The 19,699-nt window shown below is 71.5% G+C and carries 19 protein-coding genes; 7 read left to right on the forward strand and 12 right to left on the reverse strand.

All coding sequences use genetic code 11. From position 1 onward, the window contains the following. Window positions 1-12 precede the first annotated feature (12 nt). From QZ772_RS21315 to QZ772_RS21335, 5 genes are all read right to left on the reverse strand, one after another. Window positions 13-948 (reverse strand): glutaminase, encoded by a 936-nt coding sequence (locus QZ772_RS21315; RefSeq protein WP_295530673.1) that lies wholly within the window; start codon window positions 946-948, stop codon window positions 13-15. Between the two features lie 94 nt (window positions 949-1,042). Beyond that, window positions 1,043-1,933 (reverse strand): DMT family transporter, encoded by an 891-nt coding sequence (locus tag QZ772_RS21320; protein ID WP_295530676.1) that lies wholly within the window; start codon window positions 1,931-1,933, stop codon window positions 1,043-1,045. A gap of 61 nt (window positions 1,934-1,994) precedes the next feature. Further along, complete coding sequence (locus tag QZ772_RS21325) at window positions 1,995-3,410, reverse strand: amidohydrolase family protein (protein WP_295530679.1); 1,416 nt, start codon at window positions 3,408-3,410, stop codon at window positions 1,995-1,997. A gap of 51 nt (window positions 3,411-3,461) precedes the next feature. Further along, window positions 3,462-4,211 carry a sulfite exporter TauE/SafE family protein gene (locus QZ772_RS21330; protein WP_295530683.1) on the reverse strand — a complete coding sequence of 250 codons (750 nt, stop codon included), beginning with the start codon at window positions 4,209-4,211 and terminating at the stop codon, window positions 3,462-3,464. Window positions 4,212-4,221: 10 nt separating this feature from the next. Then, window positions 4,222-5,241: a tripartite tricarboxylate transporter substrate binding protein gene (locus QZ772_RS21335; RefSeq protein ID WP_295530686.1), complete on the reverse strand. Its 1,020-nt coding sequence runs from the start codon at window positions 5,239-5,241 to the stop codon at window positions 4,222-4,224. A gap of 125 nt (window positions 5,242-5,366) precedes the next feature. Between QZ772_RS21335 and QZ772_RS21340 the strand changes: the two genes are divergently transcribed. The 3 genes from QZ772_RS21340 to QZ772_RS21350 are packed head-to-tail and all read left to right on the forward strand — an operon-like array spanning window position 5,367 to window position 8,476. Beyond that, window positions 5,367-6,086: a GntR family transcriptional regulator gene (locus QZ772_RS21340; protein ID WP_295530689.1), complete on the forward strand. Its 720-nt coding sequence runs from the start codon at window positions 5,367-5,369 to the stop codon at window positions 6,084-6,086. A gap of 25 nt (window positions 6,087-6,111) precedes the next feature. Next, window positions 6,112-7,041, forward strand: a complete 930-nt coding sequence (locus tag QZ772_RS21345; protein ID WP_295530692.1) for a 2-oxoglutarate and iron-dependent oxygenase domain-containing protein — start codon at window positions 6,112-6,114, stop codon at window positions 7,039-7,041. Between the two features lie 28 nt (window positions 7,042-7,069). Further along, complete coding sequence (locus QZ772_RS21350; RefSeq protein WP_295530695.1) at window positions 7,070-8,476, forward strand: aldehyde dehydrogenase family protein; 1,407 nt, start codon at window positions 7,070-7,072, stop codon at window positions 8,474-8,476. A 29-nt stretch (window positions 8,477-8,505) separates the two neighbouring features. Here the strand turns inward: QZ772_RS21350 and QZ772_RS21355 are convergent, their stop codons facing one another. The 5 genes from QZ772_RS21355 to QZ772_RS21375 all read right to left on the reverse strand — a co-directional run bounded on the left by QZ772_RS21355 (window position 8,506) and on the right by QZ772_RS21375 (window position 14,483). Next, window positions 8,506-9,015 (reverse strand): flavin reductase family protein, encoded by a 510-nt coding sequence (locus tag QZ772_RS21355; protein WP_295530698.1) that lies wholly within the window; start codon window positions 9,013-9,015, stop codon window positions 8,506-8,508. A 120-nt stretch (window positions 9,016-9,135) separates the two neighbouring features. Continuing rightward, window positions 9,136-10,365 (reverse strand): nucleoside recognition domain-containing protein, encoded by a 1,230-nt coding sequence (locus QZ772_RS21360; protein ID WP_295530701.1) that lies wholly within the window; start codon window positions 10,363-10,365, stop codon window positions 9,136-9,138. A gap of 111 nt (window positions 10,366-10,476) precedes the next feature. Then, entirely contained in the window at window positions 10,477-10,935 is a 459-nt protein-coding gene (locus tag QZ772_RS21365) for a GNAT family N-acetyltransferase (protein WP_295530704.1), read from the reverse strand. After that, window positions 10,932-11,762: a crotonase/enoyl-CoA hydratase family protein gene (locus QZ772_RS21370; RefSeq protein WP_295530707.1), complete on the reverse strand. Its 831-nt coding sequence runs from the start codon at window positions 11,760-11,762 to the stop codon at window positions 10,932-10,934. The genes QZ772_RS21365 and QZ772_RS21370 overlap by 4 nt, the downstream gene beginning before the upstream one ends. 48 nt (window positions 11,763-11,810) lie before the next feature. Next, a complete protein-coding gene (locus QZ772_RS21375) occupies window positions 11,811-14,483 on the reverse strand; it encodes a LuxR C-terminal-related transcriptional regulator (protein WP_295530710.1) in 2,673 nt (890 codons plus the stop codon). A gap of 147 nt (window positions 14,484-14,630) precedes the next feature. Between QZ772_RS21375 and fadB the strand changes: the two genes are divergently transcribed. The 3 genes from fadB (at window position 14,631) to QZ772_RS21390 (ending at window position 18,179) form a co-directional block, all read left to right on the forward strand. Beyond that, window positions 14,631-16,781, forward strand: coding sequence for a fatty acid oxidation complex subunit alpha FadB (gene fadB / locus QZ772_RS21380; RefSeq protein WP_295530713.1), 2,151 nt, complete (start codon window positions 14,631-14,633; stop codon window positions 16,779-16,781). Window positions 16,782-16,847: 66 nt separating this feature from the next. Next, the gene (locus tag QZ772_RS21385) at window positions 16,848-17,630 is read left to right on the forward strand and encodes an SDR family NAD(P)-dependent oxidoreductase (protein WP_295530717.1); all 783 of its coding nucleotides are present in this window, start codon (window positions 16,848-16,850) and stop codon (window positions 17,628-17,630) included. Between the two features lie 111 nt (window positions 17,631-17,741). Next, on the forward strand, window positions 17,742-18,179 hold the full coding sequence (locus QZ772_RS21390; protein WP_295530720.1) for a GNAT family N-acetyltransferase: 438 nt from the start codon (window positions 17,742-17,744) through the stop codon (window positions 18,177-18,179). A gap of 163 nt (window positions 18,180-18,342) precedes the next feature. Here QZ772_RS21390 and QZ772_RS21395 read toward each other — a convergent pair whose 3' ends face one another. Both QZ772_RS21395 and QZ772_RS21400 read right to left on the reverse strand, forming a co-directional pair. Next, window positions 18,343-18,756, reverse strand: a complete 414-nt coding sequence (locus QZ772_RS21395; protein WP_295530724.1) for a type II toxin-antitoxin system VapC family toxin — start codon at window positions 18,754-18,756, stop codon at window positions 18,343-18,345. Then, window positions 18,753-19,010: a type II toxin-antitoxin system Phd/YefM family antitoxin gene (locus QZ772_RS21400; protein WP_295530726.1), complete on the reverse strand. Its 258-nt coding sequence runs from the start codon at window positions 19,008-19,010 to the stop codon at window positions 18,753-18,755. The genes QZ772_RS21395 and QZ772_RS21400 overlap by 4 nt, the downstream gene beginning before the upstream one ends. A 187-nt stretch (window positions 19,011-19,197) precedes the next feature. Here QZ772_RS21400 and QZ772_RS21405 point away from each other — a divergent pair, with 187 nt between their 5' ends. Further along, window positions 19,198-19,656 (forward strand): MarR family transcriptional regulator, encoded by a 459-nt coding sequence (locus QZ772_RS21405; protein WP_295530730.1) that lies wholly within the window; start codon window positions 19,198-19,200, stop codon window positions 19,654-19,656. Window positions 19,657-19,699: the final 43 nt, after the last annotated feature.

Here is a 19,699-nt window from a genome sequence, read left to right on the forward strand (position 1 = left end):
TCCTTCGCATCCTCAGAAAACGGACAGCCCGGTGCGGGCCACGAACAGCTCCAACGCCTTCATGCCCAGGTGCGAGTTGCCCGTGGCATCGAGCGCGGGTGACCACACGCACAGCGTGAGCCGGTCGGGCACCACCGCGACGATGCCACCGCCCACGCCGCTCTTGCAGGGCAGGCCGATGCGGAAGGCGAATTCGCCCGCCGCGTCGTAGGTGCCGCAGGTGAGCATCAGCGCATTGATGCGGCGCGCCTGGCGTTCGGTGACGACCTGCTCGTCGGCATTGGCAGGATGGGCGCCGTCGCGTGCCAGATAGCCGGCCGCGCGGGCCAGCTGGCGGCAGCTCAGGGCCAGCGCGCACTGGTGGAAGTACAGGTCCAGCACCTCGGCCACCGGGTGGTCCAGCTTGCCGAAGCTCTTCATGAAATGGGCCAGTGCCAGGTTGCGGTGGCCGGTCGCGGCCTCGGAGGCGGCGACCTCCTCGTCGAAGCCGACCGGCTCGCCTGCCAGGTGGCTCAGGAAGCCGCGCAGCGTGCCCCGCGCATCGGCGCCGTAGAGGTCGACGATGCGGTCGGCCACGGCGATGGCGCCGGCATTGATGAAGGGGTTGCGCGGCTTGCCCTGCTCGCTTTCGAGCTGCACCAGCGAGTTGAATGGATTGCCCGAAGGCTCGCGCCCGATGCGCGCCCACAGCGCGGTCTCGGGCATGTGCCGCATGGCCAGCGTCAGCGAGAAGAGCTTGGAGATGCTCTGGATCGAGAAGGGCACATCGCCATCGCCCGCCACGGCCTCGTGGCCGTCGCAGGTGCGCAGCGCGATGCCGAAGCGGTGGGCGTCCACCCGCGCCAGGGCGGGGATGTAGCTGGCGACCTTGCCTTCGCGTCCGGCCTCGGGCTGCAGGGTGTGGACGATGTCGTCGAGGACGGCCTGGAAGTCTGGAGAGGTGTTCATGAAGGCAACGGCAGGGAGGGAGTTGCGACATGCGACGTCGCGGTTGGCCATCCGTGCAAATTGAAGAAATTTTCTTCAATTTGCAGGGCCGGGCTCAGCCCCGTCGGTTGAGCAGCACCAGCCCCACCGACACGCCCGCCAGCGCAACCACCAGTTGTGCCGTCAGTGGCTCGCGCAGCAGCAGCACGCCGAAGAGCAGCGCGAACAGCGGCGTGAGGAAGGTGAAGGGCGAGATGCGGGTGGCCGGGTAGTGCCGCAGCAGCCACATCCAGGCCAGGTAGCTGGCGAAGGCGCCGATGAAGGTCTGGGCCGCGATGGAGGTCCAGGCGTAGGCCGAATAGCCCAGGCCCCAGGTCTCGCCGCGCACCAGCGAGGCCACCGGCACCACCACGGCGGTGACGGCCAGTTGGTAGAACAGTGTCTTCTCGGCACTGGCGGTGGCCAGCCGGCTGCTGCGGATCACCAGCGTGGTCAGGCCCCAGAGCAGGCCGGCCAGCAGGGCCAGCGCGTCGCCCCGCAACTGCCCGGGCTGGGCATGGCCCAGGCTCTCGCTGAAGGCCACCACCACGGCCGCGAAGGCCAGGGCCAGGCCGATCCACTGCACGCCCCGCAGCCGTTCGGCCGGCACCAGCCGCGGCAGCAGCAGGGCCACGAAGAAGGGCGAGGTGTAGAGGAAGACGGTGAGTCGCGAGGCGGTGGTCAGCTGCAGACCCAGGTAGATGCAGATGAACTCGCCGGAGAAGAGCAGGCCGGCGAGCAGCCCGGCCGCCAGCGTGCCATCGCGGCGGAACAGCGCCACGCCGCGCACCGCGCACCACAGCAGCAGCAGCATCGTCGCACCCACCATGCGCAGCGTGGCCTGCCACATGGGCGGAACCTCGACCACGGTGGTCTTGATGAGGATCTGCTGCAGCCCCCAGAAGGCGCAGCAGACGACGAGGATCAGGAGGGCACGGGTGTCGAGGTGGTCTTTGCGGTCGGTCATGCAGCGGGCGGCGGTGTCTCGGCGTTGTTCTGGGAGCAGCCGCCGATCCTAGCCCGCGGGGCTAAATGCTGCTGGGCGCGTGCAGTGCCTGCGCGCGGTGCGCATCCGAGGTCGCATGCACACGCTGGATGGGCGCCCGAGCCACGTCGCGTCGCGCGATGGTGGCCACCTCGCGCATCAGCGCGCGGGCGTCCCAGTCCACCGGCCAGCCCTGCCACAGCCGCAGCGCGCCCTGCACGAAGACGGCGTCGATCTGGTCGCGGTTGGCGAAGCGCACCAGCTCCCAGCCCAGGTCCCAGCTGGGCACGAACTCGGGCACGTCGACATCCAGCAGCAGGAAGTCGGCCGCGTGACCGGCCGCGATGCGGCCGGTGATGTGGCCCAGGCCGGCGGCGCGCGCGCCTTCGTGCGCGGCATGGTCCAGCCAGGTCCAGCCACCGCCGCAGGAGGAGTCGCCCTTGGCGATGCCCTGGGTCAGGCGCTGGGCCATCTCGGCGGCATCCATCAGGCGCAGCGCATCGGCGCGGGTGCCGTCGGTGCCCAGGCCGAAGGGCACGCCCAGCATCTGCAGCAGGCCGGCGTCGAGCACGGCGTTGCCCTTCCAGGCGCTGGCCAAGGGGTTGTAGGCCACGGCGGCGCCGCTGTCGCGCAGCAGGCCCAGCTCGCGCGGCGTCAGCAGCGTGGCGTGGGCGAGCAGTGCGCTCTCGTTGAGGGCGCCCACGGCATGCAGCAGCTCCAGCGGCCGCAGGCCGCGCGCGACCAGCGAGCGTTCGACGGCGGCCAGGTGTTCGTTCACATGGGTCTGGAAGCGCGCGCCGGCCTCGCGCGTGAGCGCGGCCACGTCGTGCAGCATGCGGTCGGTGGCGGCCTCGGGGATGGAGATGGCCAATGACGGATGCACCAGCGGATCGTGCTCGTGCGCCGCCAGGAAGCCCGCCGCCCGGTCGAGGATGCGGCGGGCCCCGGCCTCGCCTTCGGTGTTGCCGGCATCGTTGCAGATCAGGCCCAGCACACAGCGGATGCCCACCTCGCGCGCCGCGCGCGCCACGCCGCCCAGGCCCTCTTCGGAGCGCGTGCCCGCATCGACCACGGTGGTGAAGCCGCCGCGCAGCGACTCCAGCGCGGCCAGCTTGGCCGACAGGTAGGCGGCATGCTCGTCCAGCACGCCTTCCATCGGCACCCAGATGCGGCGGAAGATCTCCGAGGGCTCGCCAAAGGCCAGCGACTTGCCGAAGGCCTGCGTGAGGTGGGTGTGGGTGTCGATGAGGCCGGGCATCAGCAGATGGTTCGGCGCCTCGTGCACAGGCAGGCCCGGATGGGCGGCCCGCACCTCGTCGACCGGGCCGACCTGCGTGAAGCGGCCGTTCTGCACGGCGACGGCCAGGCCCTGCTTCATGCCGTCCGGCTGTAGCAGGTGGCCGGGGGCGATCAGGAGCGGGGCATCGCCGGCGAGGCGGAGTTGGTCAGCGGACAGCATGGGAGAAGGTGCTCGGAAAGGCGCGCTCACCGCGGAGCGCAGAAGGACGGGTCACTTCAGGATCAGCAGGGCGAACCAGCCACCCGTGGCCAGCAGCAGCACGGCCACGCCGCGTTGCAGTTGGGCGATGGGCAGCCGCCGCGCGGCGCGCTGGCCCAGCAGGCTGCCGGCCATCAGCAACAGGCCGCACATCAGCGCCAGGCGCCAGTCCAGCCGGCCCGCCAGCGCATGGACGGTGCTGGCCGACACGGCCACCGGCAGCTGCACGGCCTGCGCCGCGGCGACCGCGAAGACCAGCGGCTGGCGCAGCAGCATCAGCAGCGGCAGCAGCAGCACCGGGCCGCCGGTGCCGGTCAGCGCCGAGCCGGCACCGACCGCCCCACCCAGCGCCGCGAGCGCCCCGGTGCCCAGCGTCGGCGCGCCTTCGTGGACGGCGGCCAACGCCGGCCGCAGCCCGCGCCAGCCTGCCAGCAGCACCAGCGCCGTGACGCCCGCCAGCAGCACCTGCACCGGCAGCCAGCGCACCACCAGCGCGCCGAGCACCGCACCCACGAGCGCACCCGCCAGCAACGGCACGCAGCGGCGCGCCAGTTCGGGCCTGCGCCGCAGCGGGCCCAGTGCCACCAGCGCCGGCAGCAGGAAGGCCAGCGACGAGGCCGCGATGGCCTGCGGCGCCGGCACGCCGCCCAGCGTGGTCAAGAGCGGCACCACCAGCACGCCACCGATGCCCGTCGCGCCGATCAGCGCGCCGGCCACCAGCAGCAGCGGCGCGACGATCCAGGCGTGGGCGATCAGCGGCATGGGGGAAGCCTCACTCTGCCTTGATGCCAGCGCGGGTGACCACGTCCTGGATCGTCTGGCGCTCCTTCTTCAGGTAGTCGCCGAAGGCCGGGCCGGTGGTCACCACGGGGCGCACCGCGATCTCGGCCAGGCGGCGCACCACCTCAGGGTCCTTCATCGTGGTCTGGATCGCCTCGGCCAGCTTGGCCGCCACCGGGGCAGGCACGTTGGCGGGCGCCAGGATGCCCAGCCAGGAGTCGAGCTCGAAGCCCTTGAGTGCCGGCGTCTCGGCCAGGGCCGGCAGCTGCGGCGCGATGGGCGCGCGTGCGGCGGAAGTGACACCCAGGCCCTTGACCTTGCCGTCCTTGATGAAGGGCAGCGCCAGCGACAGCGGCAGCACCGCCAGGTCCAGCTGGCCGCCCGCCACGTCGGTCAGCACCTGCGGGCCCGACTTGTAGGGCACATGCACGATGTCGATGCCGGCGCGCTGCTTGATGAGCTCGGCCGTCACATGCAGCGAGGTACCCACGCCGTCCGTGCCGAAGTTCAGCTGGCCGGGGTGCGCCTTGGCATAGGTGATCAGCTCGGCCGCGGTCTGGGCCGGCAGCTGCGGCTTGCCCACCAGCACGAAGGGCGAGAAGCCGACGGTGGCGATAGGCGTGAAGTCCTTGAAGGTGTCGTAGCGCACGGCCGAGGGCGCCACCAGCGGTGCCACGTTGAGCGGGCTGGCCACGGCGAACAGCAGCGTGTAGCCGTCGGCCGGCGCGCGGGCTGCCTTCTGCGTGCCGATGGTGCCGGCGGCCCCGGCCACGTTGTCGATCACCACCGGCTGGCCCAGCACCTCGCCCAGCTTGGCATTGATGAGACGGGCCGTCGCATCGACGCCGCCGCCGGCCGCGAACGGTACGATCAGCGTGAGCGGCTTGGCCGGCCAGGCCTGGGCCTGTGCGGCGCCGGGCAATGCGGCCAGGGTCATGCCCGCCGCCAGGGCGGCAGCCAGGGTGCGGCGGGTCAAGCTCAGGGAATGGATGGTGCGGGCGGGATGGGCCATGGTCGTTCCTCGTTCGGCAGTGATGAAGGATGGAAGAGCACCTCGACGGTGCGAGAATCTACTCGTTATGACAAGTTATAACAAGCGATGCAAGCGGCATGCCAGCCATGCGGAAGGGCCGCGCCTTGGCTGAGATTCCCCAGTCGCTGCATGCCCGCCTGCGCGATGAGCTGCGTGCCTCCATCCTCGACGCCCGTCTGAAGCCAGGCGACAAGCTGCCCTCCGAATCCGAGCTGCAGGCCGCCCATGGCGTCAGCCGCATCACCGTGCGTCAGGCACTCGGCGCGCTGCAGGCCGAGGGCCTGATCGTCAAGCTGCACGGAAAGGGTGCGTTCGTCTCGCACCCGAAAGCGGCGCAGAGCCTCAACCGCCTGCAGGGCCTGAACGAGGCGCTGGCCGCCGAGGCGCGCGCCGTCAGCAACAAGCGCCTGGCCTGGCGCGAGGTGCGGGCGCCCGCCGCCGTGGCGCAGAAGCTGGGCCTGCCGGGCAACACCACCGTCTACCACCTGCAGACCGTGCGCTACCTGGAGCGCGAGCCGCTGTCGGTCAACAACTCCTGGCTGCTGGCGACGCTGGGCGAGCGGCTGTCGCGGGTGGACTTCTCGCAGCGGGACCTGATCGACGTGTTCGAGCACGAGGGTGGCATCGCCGTCGGCCGGGCCGACCTGGAGATCGGTGCCGGCACCGCCCGCGCGGCGGATGCCCGCCTGCTCAAGCTCGACACCGGCGCGCCGGTGCTGGAGGTGGAACGCGTGGTGCACGACCAGGCCGGCACGCCGGTGCATGTGGAAAGCGCCGTCTACCGCGCCGACACCTTCCGCTACCGGCTGAGCCTGCAACGCTGATTCCAGATCCGTACGCCCGCCCGCCATGACCGCCACCTCGACCATTCCCGTCATCGACATCGCCGCCCTCGCCTCCTCCGACGCCGACGCGCGTCGCCGCGTGGCGGCCGAGGTGGGCGCCGCCTGCCGCGACATCGGCTTCTTCGCCATCACCGGCCATGGCGTGCCGGCGGCGGTGATCGACGGCGCCTTCGCCGCCAGCCGCGACTTCTTCGCGCAGCCGGTGGCCGACAAGGCCGCGCTGGCCTATGCCTCGCTCAGTCACAACCGCGGCTACGTGGGCATGGGCGTCGAGGCCCTGGACGAGAAGCGCGGTGCCGACCAGAAGGAGGCCTTCAACCTCATCTGGACGGACGAGGCCACGCGTCCGCCCAACGCCTGGCCCGCGCTGTCCGGCTGGCGCGCGCCGGTCCAGGCCTACTTCGATGCGGTGTTCGCCGCGGCGAGCCGGCTGCATGCCGCCTTTGCGCTGGACCTGGGCCTGCCCGAAGACTTCTTCGTCGACAAGATCGACCGGCCCCTGGCCACGCTGCGCCTGCTGCACTACCCCGCTGGGCAGGCGGCCGACCAGGGTGTGGGCGCGGGCGCACACACCGACTACGGCAACGTCACGCTGCTGGCCACCGACGGTGTCTCGGGCCTGCAGGTGCAGGGCCGCGCCCGCGACGAATGGATCGATGTGCCGCCGCTGCCCGGCGCCTTCGTCTGCAACATCGGCGACTGCCTGATGCGCTGGACCAACGACGTCTACCTGTCCACGCCCCATCGCGTGGTGCGGCCGGCGGCCGAGCGTTATTCGATCGCCTTCTTCCTCGACCCCAACCCCGATGCGCTGGTCAGCGCCATCCCCAGTTGCGTGCCCCCCGGCGAGGCACCGCGGCATGCGCCGGTCACGACGCAGGCGTACCTGCAGTCCCGCTTTGCCGCCACCTACGGCGCGGCCGCCCGCGCCTGATCCCCACCCGTCCCTGGAGCCAGCCGCCATGACCTCCGAATCCTTCGCCCTGCGCGGTCTGTTCGAGGCCCAGCGCGGGGCCAGCCGCAGCCAGCCGCCGGCCGAACTGGCCTTGCGCCGGGACCGGCTGCAGCGCCTTCGCGCGCTGCTCGACACCGACGGCCCGGCGCTGGTGCGCGCCGTGGAGGCCGACTTCGGCGTGCGCTCGGCCACGCTCACCGAGATCGCCGACCTGCTGCTGCTGCGCGAAGGGCTGGCGGACGCGCTGCGTCACCTGGCGCGATGGTCCGCGCCGCGCAGGGTGCGCACGCCGCTCACGCTGCAGCCGGCGCATGCCTGGGTGCAGCGACAGCCGGTCGGCGTCGTGGGCGTGCTGTCGCCTTGGAACTATCCCCTGCTGCTGTCGCTGGGACCGGCGGGCATGGCGCTGGCCGCGGGCAATCGGGTGATGCTCAAGCCCAGCGAGCGGACGCCGCGCTGCTCCGACGCCATCGCCGAGGCCGTGGCCCGGCGGTTCGCCCCCGACGAATTCACCGTGACGAACGGCGATGCCGCGCTGGCGGCCGAGTTCTCGGCGCTGCCCTTCGACCATCTGTTCTTCACCGGTTCCACCGCCGTGGGCCGCCATGTCGCGGCAGCGGCCGCGGCCAACCTCACGCCGACCACGCTGGAGCTGGGTGGCAAGTCGCCCTGTGTGATCGACGCCTCCTGCCGGCTCGATGCGGTGGCCCCGCGCATCGCACATGGCAAGCTGCTCAATGCCGGGCAGACCTGCATCGCGCCCGACTATGTGTTGGCGCCCGCCGCGCTGCACGGCGCACTGGCCGACGCCCTGGCGACAGCGGTGCAGCGCCTGTTCCCGACCGTGGCGGGCAATCCCGACTACACCGCCCTGGTCGATGCGCGGCAGGCGCAGCGGCTGCAGGCCCTGGTGGACGATGCCGTGGCCCAGGGTGCGCAGGTCCGGGTGCTGGGCACGGATGCGCCGGCAGGGCGCCAGATGGCCCTTCGGCTGGTGCTGGGCGCGAAGCCCGGGATGGCGCTGATGCAGGAGGAGATCTTCGGCCCCGTCCTGCCGGTGCTGGACTGCGCCGACACGGCGGCCGCCATCCGCTTCATCAATGACCGGCCGCGCCCACTCGCCCTCTATTGGTTCGGCGAGGACACCCGGGCGCGCGATGCGCTGCTGGCCGGCACCGTCAGCGGCGGCGTCACGGTCAACGACACGCTGGTGCACATCGCCCATCCCGGCCTGCCCTTCGGCGGTGTCGGCGACAGTGGCTGGGGCGCATCGCATGGCGAGGCGGGTTTTCTGCGCTTCACGCACGAGCGCGCCGTGCTGGTGCAGTCGCGCTGGTCGCTGGGCGGGCTGATGCATCCCCCTTACGGCCCGCGCACCGAGCGGCTGCTGGCCTTCATGCGTCGGCGCGGCTGAAGCGGAGCCGCGAACCGCCGCGCGGTGCCTCAGAGCGGGTGCTCGGTGTAGAAGCGCCCGCCGTGGTAGAGCAGCGGCGGCACGCCCGCCTGGTGGGCGCAGCGCTCCACCTCGCCGACGAAGATGACGTGGTCGCCCTCCTCGTAGCGGCTGCGGTTGAAGCATTCGAAGCTGGCCACGCTGCCGCTGAGCACCGGCGCACCCGCAATGCCGGGTGTCCAGTCCACACCTTCCCAGCGGTCCACGCCACGGGTGGCAAAACGCTCGGCCAGCGCCTGCTGGTTGGCAGCCAGGATGTTGATGGCGTAGTGGGAGCCGGCACGCAGGTCCGGCATCGAGCCCGCGCTGCGCGACAGGCTCCACAGCACCAGGGGCGGCGCCAGCGACACCGAGTTGAAGGAGCTGGCCGTGAAGCCCACCAGCCGCCCGTCGGCTGCCCGCGCCGTGATGATGGTCACGCCGGTGGCGAACATGCCAAGGGCGGCGCGGAACTCGGCGGCGGAAAAGTCGGGCGCTTGGGCCTGGAGGGGAGCGGTCACGGCAGGGGGCCTGGCGGCAGGAGGCGATCGGCCGGCATTGTCCCGCAGGCTGTTTGACGGGGGCGGCGGCAGGGTCGGGCGGGAGCCGGTGGCAAACGGTCGAAGGGCCGGCAGACGGTATCAGCCGAAGAACCAGTAACACACGCCGATGGCCGCCAGCACCCCTGCCAGTTCGGCCAGCAGCGCACAGCCCACCGCATGCCGGGCGCGCTGGATGCCCACGGCGCCGAAGTACACCGCCAGCACGTAGAACGTCGTCTCGGTGCTGCCCTGGATGGTGGCTGCCACCAGCGCCGGGAAGCTGTCCACGCCGTGGGTCTTCATGGTCTCGATCAACAACGCCCGCGCCGCGCTGCCCGAGAAGGGCTTGACCATCGCGGTGGGCAGCGCGTCGACGAAGCGCGTGTCCGCGCCCGTCTGCGCCACGACCCAGCGGATGCCACTCAGCAGCAGGTCCAGCGCGCCCGAGGCCCGCAGCACGCCGATGGCACACAGCATCGCCACCAGGTAGGGCAGCAGGCCCTTGGCCACGTCGAAGCCTTCCTTGGCGCCTTCGACGAAGCGGTCGTACACCGCCACCCGCCGCAGCGCGCCGACGACGAGGAAGGCGATGACGATGCCGAACAGCACCAGATTGCCCATCAGCGAGGACAGCTGCGCCAGCGCCTGGGCCGACAGCGTGGCCAGCAGCGCCATGAAGCCGGCCAGCAGCGCCGCGCCGGGCAGCAGGTAGGCCAGCACCACCGGGTCCCACAGCTTGAGGCGCTGCACCACCGCCACCGACAGCAGCGCCGCCAGCGTCGACGCGCTGGTGGCCAGCAGGATCGGCAGGAAGACCAGCGTCGGGTCGGCCGCGCCCTGCTGCGCGCGGTACATGAAGATGGTCACGGGCAGCAGCGTCAGCGACGAGGCGTTGAGCACCAGGAACAGGATCTGCGCATTGCTGGCCGTGTCGGGCCGTGGGTTGAGCGTCTGCAGCTCCCGCATGGCCTTCAGGCCGATGGGCGTGGCTGCGTTGTCCAGGCCCAGCGCATTGGCCGCGAAGTTCATGGTGATCAGGCCCAGCGCTGGATGGCCGGCCGGCACCTCGGGCATCAGCCGCCGAAAGAGCGGCCCCAGCGCCCGCGCCAGCAGCGCCACCAGCCCAGCCGCCTCGGCGATGCGCAGGAAGCCCAGCCACAGCGTGAGCGTGCCGAACAGCAGCAGCATGATCTCCACCGACAGCCTGGCCATGGCGAACAGTGCCTCGACCATGGCGGCGAAGACCGTCGCGTCGCCACCCACCAGCCAGCGCGAAAAGCCAGCGACGGCGGCGACGAGGAAGAAGGACAGCCAGAGGCCGTTGAGCATGGGAGTGGATTGCCGCAGGAGCGGCAACTGGGAGGGAACCCGGGATCATAGGAGGGCCCTCCGCCGCTCCGGCCAGGCGCGATCGCGAGGCGCCCGCTTGCGCTGGCGCTATCAGTCGTCTGGAGGCGCGTTCCACCGCATGTGCAGTCGCTCGGGCTCCTCCTGAAAGACCGTGAATCCATGCCGTGCATAGAAACGCTGCGCCGGATTGACCCGCAGCACGCGCAAATGAACCGGCAGCGTGGCTTGGCGCGCCTTCTGCTGCACATGCTGCAGCACGGCCGCCCCCAGATTCAGCCGCTGGAAGGCGGGCAGCAGGAACAGCTGCTCCAGTTGGTGGTGCATGGGATGTTCGTCCACACGCAAGGTACCGGCCGGATGCCCATCCATGAGGATGCGCTGGATGCGGCCCTGTCCGCAAAGCTCCGTCTGGGCCGAGCGTGCGGCCGCTTCGTTCCAGTGGCCCCAGGTCTGCACCGCGTAGATCTTCATGGCCTGCACGAGCACGTGGTAGCAGAAGTCGGCGTCGTCGACCGTAGCCGGCTCTAGCGAGAACAGCGGCGGGCTCATGTCGTCTGGCGCGCGTCGGTATGTATCTCGCCGAAACGCCCATGCCGGCCGGCGCCCGCCGCAAAGCGGGCCGCCCCCGCCTCGCCTTCGGCGAAGAAGGCCGGCACGCCATTCGCGCCCTCCTGGCGCAATGCCTCATCCAGCGGCAGGTCCCACTGTGCGTAGGCCGAGCGGCGGTCGGCCAGCATGCACTGCTGCGGAAAGGCTGCCAGCTCGCGCGCCCAGGCCTGGGCGGTGGCCAGGGCGTTGCCACGCGGCACGGTACGGTTGACCAGGCCCATCGCCAGCGCCTCGTCCGCGGGTACCGGCCGGCCACTCAGGATCAGGTCCATCGCCCGGCCCATGCCCACCAGGCGCGGCAGCCGCACGGTGCCGCCGTCGATCAGCGGCACGCCCCAGCGGCGGCAGAAGACGCCCATCACCGCGTCGTCGGCGGCCACGCGCAGGTCGGCCAGCAGGGCCAGTTCCAGCCCGCCGGCCACGGCATAGCCCTCGATGGCGGCGATCAGCGGCTTGGCCAGCGCCATGCGCGTGGGACCCATGGGGCCGGGGCCCTCGCCGCGGGCATCCAGCGCATTGCGCGCCGCCGGGTCGGTGGCGGCCGCCAGGTCGGCGCCGGCGCAGAAGTGGCCGCCGGCGCCGGTGAGCACCGCCACGCGCAGCGCGTCGTCGGCCTCGAAGCGCTCGAAGGCCTTTCGCAGCGCTTCGGCGGTGGCGCCGTCGACCGCGTTGCGCTTGTGCGGGCGGTCGAGGGTGATGGTGCAGACGGGGCCATCGGCGGCGTAATGCACGCTGGTCTGCAGGGCAGATGCGGAGAGATCGGTCATGGGCGAGGCTCCCGGTTGAAAAGCTCTGCGGCCGACAAGGCGCCCGCCCTACCGCACCACCCCCGCCTGCCGCGCAAGCGCCACCGCCTGGGTGCGGCTGCGGGCGCCGAGCTTGAGGTTGATGTTGCGCAGGTGCGTGCGCACGGTGCTGTCCGAGACGAACAGCTTCTCGGCCATGGCCGCGTTGGAATAGCCGGCGGCCAGCAGTTCCAGCACACGGATCTCCTTGCGCGTCAGCGGCTCGGCCAGGGGCGTGGGCGATGCGTCGCCGACGGCGGGCTCGTCCTCATGCGCCTCGCCGAAGGCGGCCGCCAGACGCGCCACATGGTCGGCGTAGATGGGCCCGGCCTCGTCCAGCCGAGCGCGGTCTGCCAACACGGCGCGCAGCAGCGGCGCCAGGGCAGGGCCCTCGTCCAGCAGCAGCCGCACGAAGCCTTCGCGGGCGGTCTCGGCGAGCACGGCGGCGAGCGTGGTCTGTGCCTCGGCCACTGTCCCTTCACGCGCATGAGCCAGCGCCAGAAGCACGCGCAGCTTGAGCGCCCGGTGCCGCCGCGCCTGCGTGTCGGCCTCCGCAATGGCCGGTATCAGCGCGTGCCGCACGCCCTCCGCATCGCCGAAGCGCAGCAGCCAGCGCCAGCGGCCGATGGCGATGTCGTCCACCTGGTGGGCCGGCAGGTTGAGGCGGCGCACGCGGTCCCAGACGGCGGCATCGTCGGCGCGCTCCAGCATGTCGGCGGCCGCGTCGCGGTTGCCCTGCAGCATCAGGAGGCGCGCATGCTCCAGCTTGGCGCTGGCCACCACGCGCGGCAGCTGGCGGTCGTGGCCCAGGTATTCGAGCTCGGTCAGCAGCTGGAAGGCGCCGTCCACATCGCCCTGCAGGAAGGCGATGCGCGCCCGCATGCGGTAGGCCGCGATCACATGGTCGGGCAGCCCCACGTCGCGGGCCAGCGGCAGGTACACGCTCAGCAGGTGCTCGGCACCGGCCAGGTCGTCGCTTTCGTACAGCACGCCGGCATGCAGCACGCCGGCCCAGGCATTGCCTTGCGTGGGGTTGTACGAGGCGCTGCGCGGCGTGGCGGACAGGGCCACGCGAAAGCGCGCGGCGGCCTGGCGCAGCCGGCCTTCGGCCAGATCGAGCACACCTTCCATGGCCTCGGTGTACATGCGGTTGAAGATGCTGCCGGCCTGGCTGCGACGGGCGGCGTCGAGCAGGCGGTGGGCCTCGTGCTGCTCGCCCATCACCGAGACGATGTAGGCCATGGCATTGGCCAGCGCGCTGTCGGCGAAGGCGCGGCAGGTGGGCAGCCGCCGCAGGTTGGCATGGCCGACGGGGTAGGCGTCCTCGGGATGGTCCATCATGGCCAGCAGCAGCGGCTGCAGGCCGTTGACGTGGGCGCGCACGGCGGCGTCCTCGCTGGTCTCGCAGCCGCTGGCGCGCAGCCGCTGCAGCGCCTGCCAGGGCCCGCGGGTGAAGCATTCGGCCCAGGTGGCCACCATCTGCAGCAGCGGTTGGCCGGCCAATTGCTCGGGCGGCAGCGCGGCGAACCAGCGGTCCAGCAGGCGCATGCGGCCTTCTTCCAGGAAGCGCTCGGCATGGCGTGCCAGCAGGGCCAACGCATGGGGATGGTCGCCGCCTTCGATGGCATGGTCGATGGCGGGAACCGGCCGGCCATGGGCCTCGTACCAGCCCGAGGCCGCCAGGTGCAGCCGCGCCGCGTCGCCGGGCCGCTCGCGTGCCAGCTGCGCCCGCAGGAAGTCGGCGAACAGGCTGTGGTAGCGGTAGCTGCGCGCATCGCTGGCCAGCGGTGCCAGGAAGAGGTGGCCGGCCTCCAGCTGCGCGAGCATCGCCGTGCAATCGGCGCGCGGGGCCACGGCGGCACACACCTGGGCATCGAGCACGCGCAACACGCTGGTGCGCAGCAGGAAGTCGCGCACGGCCTCGCTCTGCTGGGCCAGCACATCCTCGGCCAGGTAGTCGGCCACGGCGCGGTCGGAGCCCGAGAAGCGCTCGACGAAATCGCTGCCGGCCTCGCCATGGCGCTGCAGCGCCAGCGAGGCCAGCCACAGCGCGCCGGCCCAGCCCTCGGTCTTGGCGAGCAGTCGCTCCAGCGTGTCGCGCGGAAGCGCCTCGCCGCGCAGGCGGAAGAACTCCTCGGCCTCGGCGGCCGAGAAGCGCAGCAGGGCGGCATCGATCTCCAGCAGCTGGCCGCGGGCCCGCAGCCGGCCCAGGCCTAGGTCGGGCAGGCTGCGCGAGCCGATCACCAGCTGGGCCTGGCGCGGCAGGCCGTCGAGCAGCTGCCGCACCAGGCCGATGACGGCGGGCGACTGCAGCACCTCGAAGTCGTCGAGGAAGAGTGCGAAGGGCAACGCGTCATGGCCCAGCGCGGCGATCGGGTCGCCCAGGCCGCTGCCCGGTGCGGGCTCGATGCCCAGGGCCTGCACCGCCGCGCCCAGGCCTTGCAGAAAGCGCGGCACGTCGTTGTCGGCACTGTCCAGCGTGAGCCAGGCCGTGGCGATGCCTTCGGCCTCGAAGCGATCGCGCATCTGGCGCATGGCGGTGGTCTTGCCGAAGCCGGCCGGCGCGCGCACCAGCAGCAGCCGCGCGCGGGCCGCCTCGTGCACCTGCCGCGCGATGGCCTGCCGCAGCACCTGCGCCGCAGGCGGTGCGGGTGGGCTGAGCTTGGCGGGCTGGACGGGCACGGAAGGCGGCGGGGCGGACATGGGACGAGGCGGCGCGCGTGGCGCGGAGTGACAAGGGCCGCGCGGGGGCGGCCGGCCACTTTCGTCGGTTTGGACGATGGCCGCAAGAAGGGACGATTCCTAGACTGCCGCCGGCATCGAAGGCCGAGACACCCAGGAGACAACACCGTGTTCGAAGGAAACAGCATCCGCCTGCAACCCCTGGCCGATGGGCTGGTGGAGCTCGTCTTCGACCGCCGCGGCGAGGCCATCAACAAGTTCGACGCCCGCACCGTCGCCGAGCTGCGCGAGGCCGTGGCCCTGCTCGCGGCCGACACCGGCCTGCAGGGCGTGCTGATCACCAGCCCCAAGGACGTGTTCATCGTCGGCGCCGACATCACCGAGTTCGGCGCCACCTTCCAGCAGAGCGCCGACGCCATCACGGCCGGCGTGCGCCGAAGCAACGAGGTTTTCGTCGCGCTGGAGGATCTGCCGGTGCCCACCGTGGCCGCCATCAATGGCTATGCGCTGGGCGGTGGGCTGGAGCTGGCGCTGGCTGCCACGCTGCGGGTGATGTCCACCGCCGCCCAGGTGGGCGTGCCCGAGGTCAAGCTGGGCCTGTTCCCCGGCTTCGGCGGCACCGTGCGGCTGGCCCGCGTGGCGGGGCTGGAGACGGCCATGCGCTGGGTCGCCACCGGCACGCCGGCCGATGCGCGCACGGCCCATGCCGCTGGCGTGGTCGAGGCCGTGGCCGAACCCGAAGCATTGCGCGACGAGGCGCTGGCCCTGCTGCGCCGCTGCGTCGCCGGCGAGGTGGACTGGCGCGCCCAGGTCGCGCGCAAGCGCAGTGCCCTGCCCGGTGATGCCGCCACCTTCGCGGCCACGGCGCAGCAGGTGCTGGAAGAGCTGGCCCCGCGCCTGGGTCGCCATCAGCCTGCCGCGCCCATGGCCCTGGCCATGATGGCCGAAGGCGCGTCGCAGCCGCGCGATGAGGCCCTGCGGCTGGAGGCCGAGGCCTTCGGCCGGGTCGCACGCACGCAGGCGGCGGCCTCGCTGGTGCGCACCTTCCTCAACGAGCAGGCCGTGCGCAAGGCGGCGAAGAAGCAGGCCGGCAGCGCCAGGGCGCCGGCCCGGGCCGCCGTGCTCGGCGCGGGCATCATGGGCGGCGGCATCGCGTTCAGCAGCGCGCTGGCCGGCATTCCCGTGCGCATGAAGGACATCCGCGCAGACCAGCTGGACCTGGGCATGACCGAGGCCGCCAAACAGCTGGGCCGCCGCGTGCAGGCGGGCCGGCTGCCGCAGGCCAAGGCCGACGCGGTGCTGGCCGCCATCACGCCGCAGCTGGACGACGCGGGCCTGGATGCGGCGGACCTGGTGGTCGAGGCCATCGTCGAGCGGCTGGCGGTCAAGCAGCAGGTGCTGGCCGCGCTGGAGCCGCAGCTGCGGCCCGATGCGCTGATCGCCACCAACACCTCCAGCCTGCGCCTGGCCGACATCGCCGCGCCGCTGGCCCGTCCGCAGAACCTGGTCGGCATGCACTTCTTCAACCCCGTGCCGGCCATGCCGCTGGTCGAGGTCGTGCGCGGCCCGCAGACCAGCGACGCCGCCGTGGCCGCCGCGGTGGCCCATACGCTCGCCATGAAGAAGACGCCCATCGTGGTGGCCGACGGACCGGGCTTCCTGGTCAACCGCGTGCTCACCGCCTACTTCAACGCCTTCAACGAACTGGTGGCCGAGGGCGTGGATTTCACCGCCATCGACCGCGCCATGGAGGCCTTCGGCTGGCCCATGGGCCCGGCCTGGCTCAACGACGTGGTGGGCATGGACACCGGCGCCCATGTGGGCGACGTGATCACCGCCGGCCATTCGAAGCGCATGCGCGCCATCGACGCCAACCCGGTGCACCGCATGGTGCGCGCCGGCCGCCTGGGCCAGAAGAGCGGCGCCGGCTTCTACCGCTACGAACGCGACGCGGCCGGCAAGCAGCGCCGCAGCGCCGACCCCGCTGCCCAGGCCCTGCTGGCGGACCTGTCGCCCGGCGGCTTCACGCCCATGGCCGACGAGGCCATCGTGGAACGCCTGATGCTGCCCCTGCTGGCCGAGGCCATCGCCGCGCTGGAGGACGGCAGCGTCGCCAGCGCCGCCGAGCTGGACATGGCCCTGCTGCTGGGCGTGGGCTTTCCGGCCTGGCTGGGCGGGCCGCTGCAGTACGCCGACTGGCTCGGTGCGGCCGAGTTGCTGCGAAGGCTGGAGGCCCATGCCGCGCACGGCCCCGCCTATGCGCCGCCCGAGCTGCTGCGGCAGATGGCGGCGCAGCAGCGGCGCTTCCACCCGCTCTGAACCCTCACACGCCGTCGCCCGCCGCCCTGGCAGGCGTCCTTCACCACGACACAGGAGAGTCCCTTCATGCAACTCGATGCCACCATCGCCGCCGTCGTCACCGGCGGTGCCTCCGGCCTGGGCGCCGCCACCGCGCGGCGGCTGGCCTCGCACGGCGTCAAGGTCGCGCTGTTCGACCTCAACGAAGCGGCCGGCGAGGCGCTGGCACGCGAGATCGGCGGCCTGTTCTGCGCCGTCGACGTGACCAACGAGGCCTCGGTCGACGCCGGCTTCGCCAAGGCCCGCGCCGCGCATGGGCAGGAGCGCGTGCTGGTCAACTGTGCCGGCACCGGCAATGCCGTCAAGACCGCCAGCCGGGACAAGGCCACCGGCGAGATCAAGCACTTTCCGCTGGCCAACTTCGACCGCATCATCCAGATCAACCTGGTGGGCACCTTCCGCTGCATCGCCAAGTCGGCGGCCGGCATGCTGACGCTGGAGCCCCTGGCCGATGGCGAGCGCGGCGCCATCGTCAACACCGCCTCGGTGGCCGCGGTGGACGGCCAGATGGGGCAGGCGAGCTATTCGGCCAGCAAGGCCGGCGTGGCCGGCATGACCCTGCCCATCGCCCGCGACCTGATGGGCGAGGGCATCCGCGTCAACACCATCCTGCCCGGCATCTTCGACACGCCGCTGCTGCAGGGCGCGCCCGACAACGTCAAGGCTGCGCTGGCGGCCTCGGTGCCCTTCCCCAAGCGCCTGGGCAACCCGACCGAGTACGCGCACTTGGCGGAGACGATGATCACCAACGGCTACTTCAACGGGGAGTGCGTGCGGCTGGATGGGGCGATCCGGATGGCGCCGCGGTGAACGGCACGCGCGCATGCGGGATTCGAAGGAAAGCGCGCATCGATATGCGGCAGCCGGGGATGGGCAGAATGCCGCCTCCGCATCCGCAACAGCCATCAGGAACCGGCGGCCATGAACATCAGGTTTTCGACACCCACCGACGAAGAACTCCGGTCCGGTGAACTCGGCCGCAAGCTGCGCCATTTCAACTACGGTTTCGTCGGCGAGTACCCCGAGCAGCAGTACGTGCGCATCAATGCGCGGGATGAATCCGGCCGGCTGGTCGGCGGGCTGCGCGCCTATGTGTTTTTGTGTTGGCTCGACATCGACGTGCTGTTTGTCGAAGAAGACATGCGCGGCAACGGCCTGGGCAGCCGGCTGCTGGCCGACGCCGAGCGCCAGGGCATGGCGTTTGGCGCGAAAAACGCGAAGCTGAGCACCTTCGAGTGGCAGGCGCGCGGCTTCTACCTGAAGCATGGCTACGAGGACTACGCCCGCATCGACGACTACGCGCCGGGCTATTACCTTCAGCTCATGCGCAAGTCGCTGCGCGTCACTTGTTCCGCGTGATGTGGTCCGTCATGAAGATCATCACGATGACGACGGCGATGACAACCTAGTGGAGCAGCGTGCACTTTGGCATGGGACTTCCAGTTGAAGTGAGCTGCACTTTGTCGTGCCGAGCTGCCTGGCACCAGGCGGTCGATTCATAAAAATGGCGTGAACCCTGCGGTCAGGGGGCAAAGGGGTTGAAGACGTCAACCCCCAGCGCCTGGAAGTCCGCCACGTTGCGCGTGGCCACCGTCAGGCCGTGCACCTGGGCGGTGGCGGCGATCATGGCATCTTCGTAAAGCGTGTCGGACTTCCGGTGCATCAGCCGCGCCCAGACCCGGAAGGCCGCGGCGTCCATGGGCAGGACGTTGTAGGCGCTGGCGATCTGCGCGAGCCATGCCTCGATCTCCTGGGCCTTGGCCGCGTCCTGCTCCTTCGTCAGCTCGATGCCGGCCTGGATCTCGCCGAGCGTGACCGCCGAAAGATGCAGCTGCGCATCGTCCAGCGACTTCAACCAGGCCACCACCGCGCCGTGCGGGCGCAGGCGGCGCAACTCGGAGACGACGTTGGTGTCGAGCAGGTAGCCCTGCGTCACCGCTGCGGCTCCACCTTGCGCCTGCGCGCCTGGCCGCGAGCGGGCACCAGCAGATCGGTGCGGCCGTCGTCCGACAGCAGCAGTTGCTTGAGCGACGGACGCGCCGCCGACTGCAGCCGGCGCCATTCCTGCACCGGCACCAGCACGGCCGCCTCGGCGCCACGGCGGGTCACCATTTGCGGGCCTTGCTCGAGGCAGGCATCGAGGAATTCGCTGAACCGCGCCTTGGCGTCCTGAACGGGCCATGTGTGCATCGAGAAGCTCCCTGTTGAACTGGTCAGACAACTAGTCTGTCAGCAGGACCCTGGGCTGTCAAACGAGAGACTTTGCGGCCCGTTCCCCGGCGGGGTTTCGGCTCGCTCGCATCCAGGCTGCAGTCACGGCGCAAATCGATACCTTCCAAATCGTTGGGATTCCAATGATTCGCCTATCATTCCCCCAATGGATGACGACAGCCCCACCCTGCCCCGCCAGCGCTTCGGCATGCGTTTCGTCGTGCTGGCCCGTCGCTGGCGGCGGGCGCTGGACGCACAACTTGCCGCCCTGGGCCTGACCGATGCGGGCTGGCCGCCGCTGATGTACCTGGCCGAGGCGGGCGGCGGGCTCACGCAGCGGGAGCTGGCCGAGCGCATCGGCATCGACGGCTCCAGCCTGGTCCGGCTGCTGGACCAGCATGCCCGCGCCGGCTGGATCGAGCGCCGCGACGATCCGCAGGACCGCCGCACCTGGCGGCTCTTCCTCACCCGCGACGGGCGCGCGGTGGTGCGCCGCATCCAGACGGTGCTGGACCGGGTGGAGGGTCGCATGCTCGCCGGGCTGGACGACGCGCAGCTGCAGGCGCTGCTCGATGGCTTCGACCGCATCGGCGAAGGCATCGCGGCGATGGAGTCCGAGGCATGAGCGCTCGCCCGGCGGCTCCGAAAGGCGCTTCTGCCGCAGGCGG

The organism is uncultured Pseudacidovorax sp., from assembly GCF_913773995.1.
GTDB lineage: Bacteria > Pseudomonadota > Gammaproteobacteria > Burkholderiales > Burkholderiaceae_C > Xenophilus.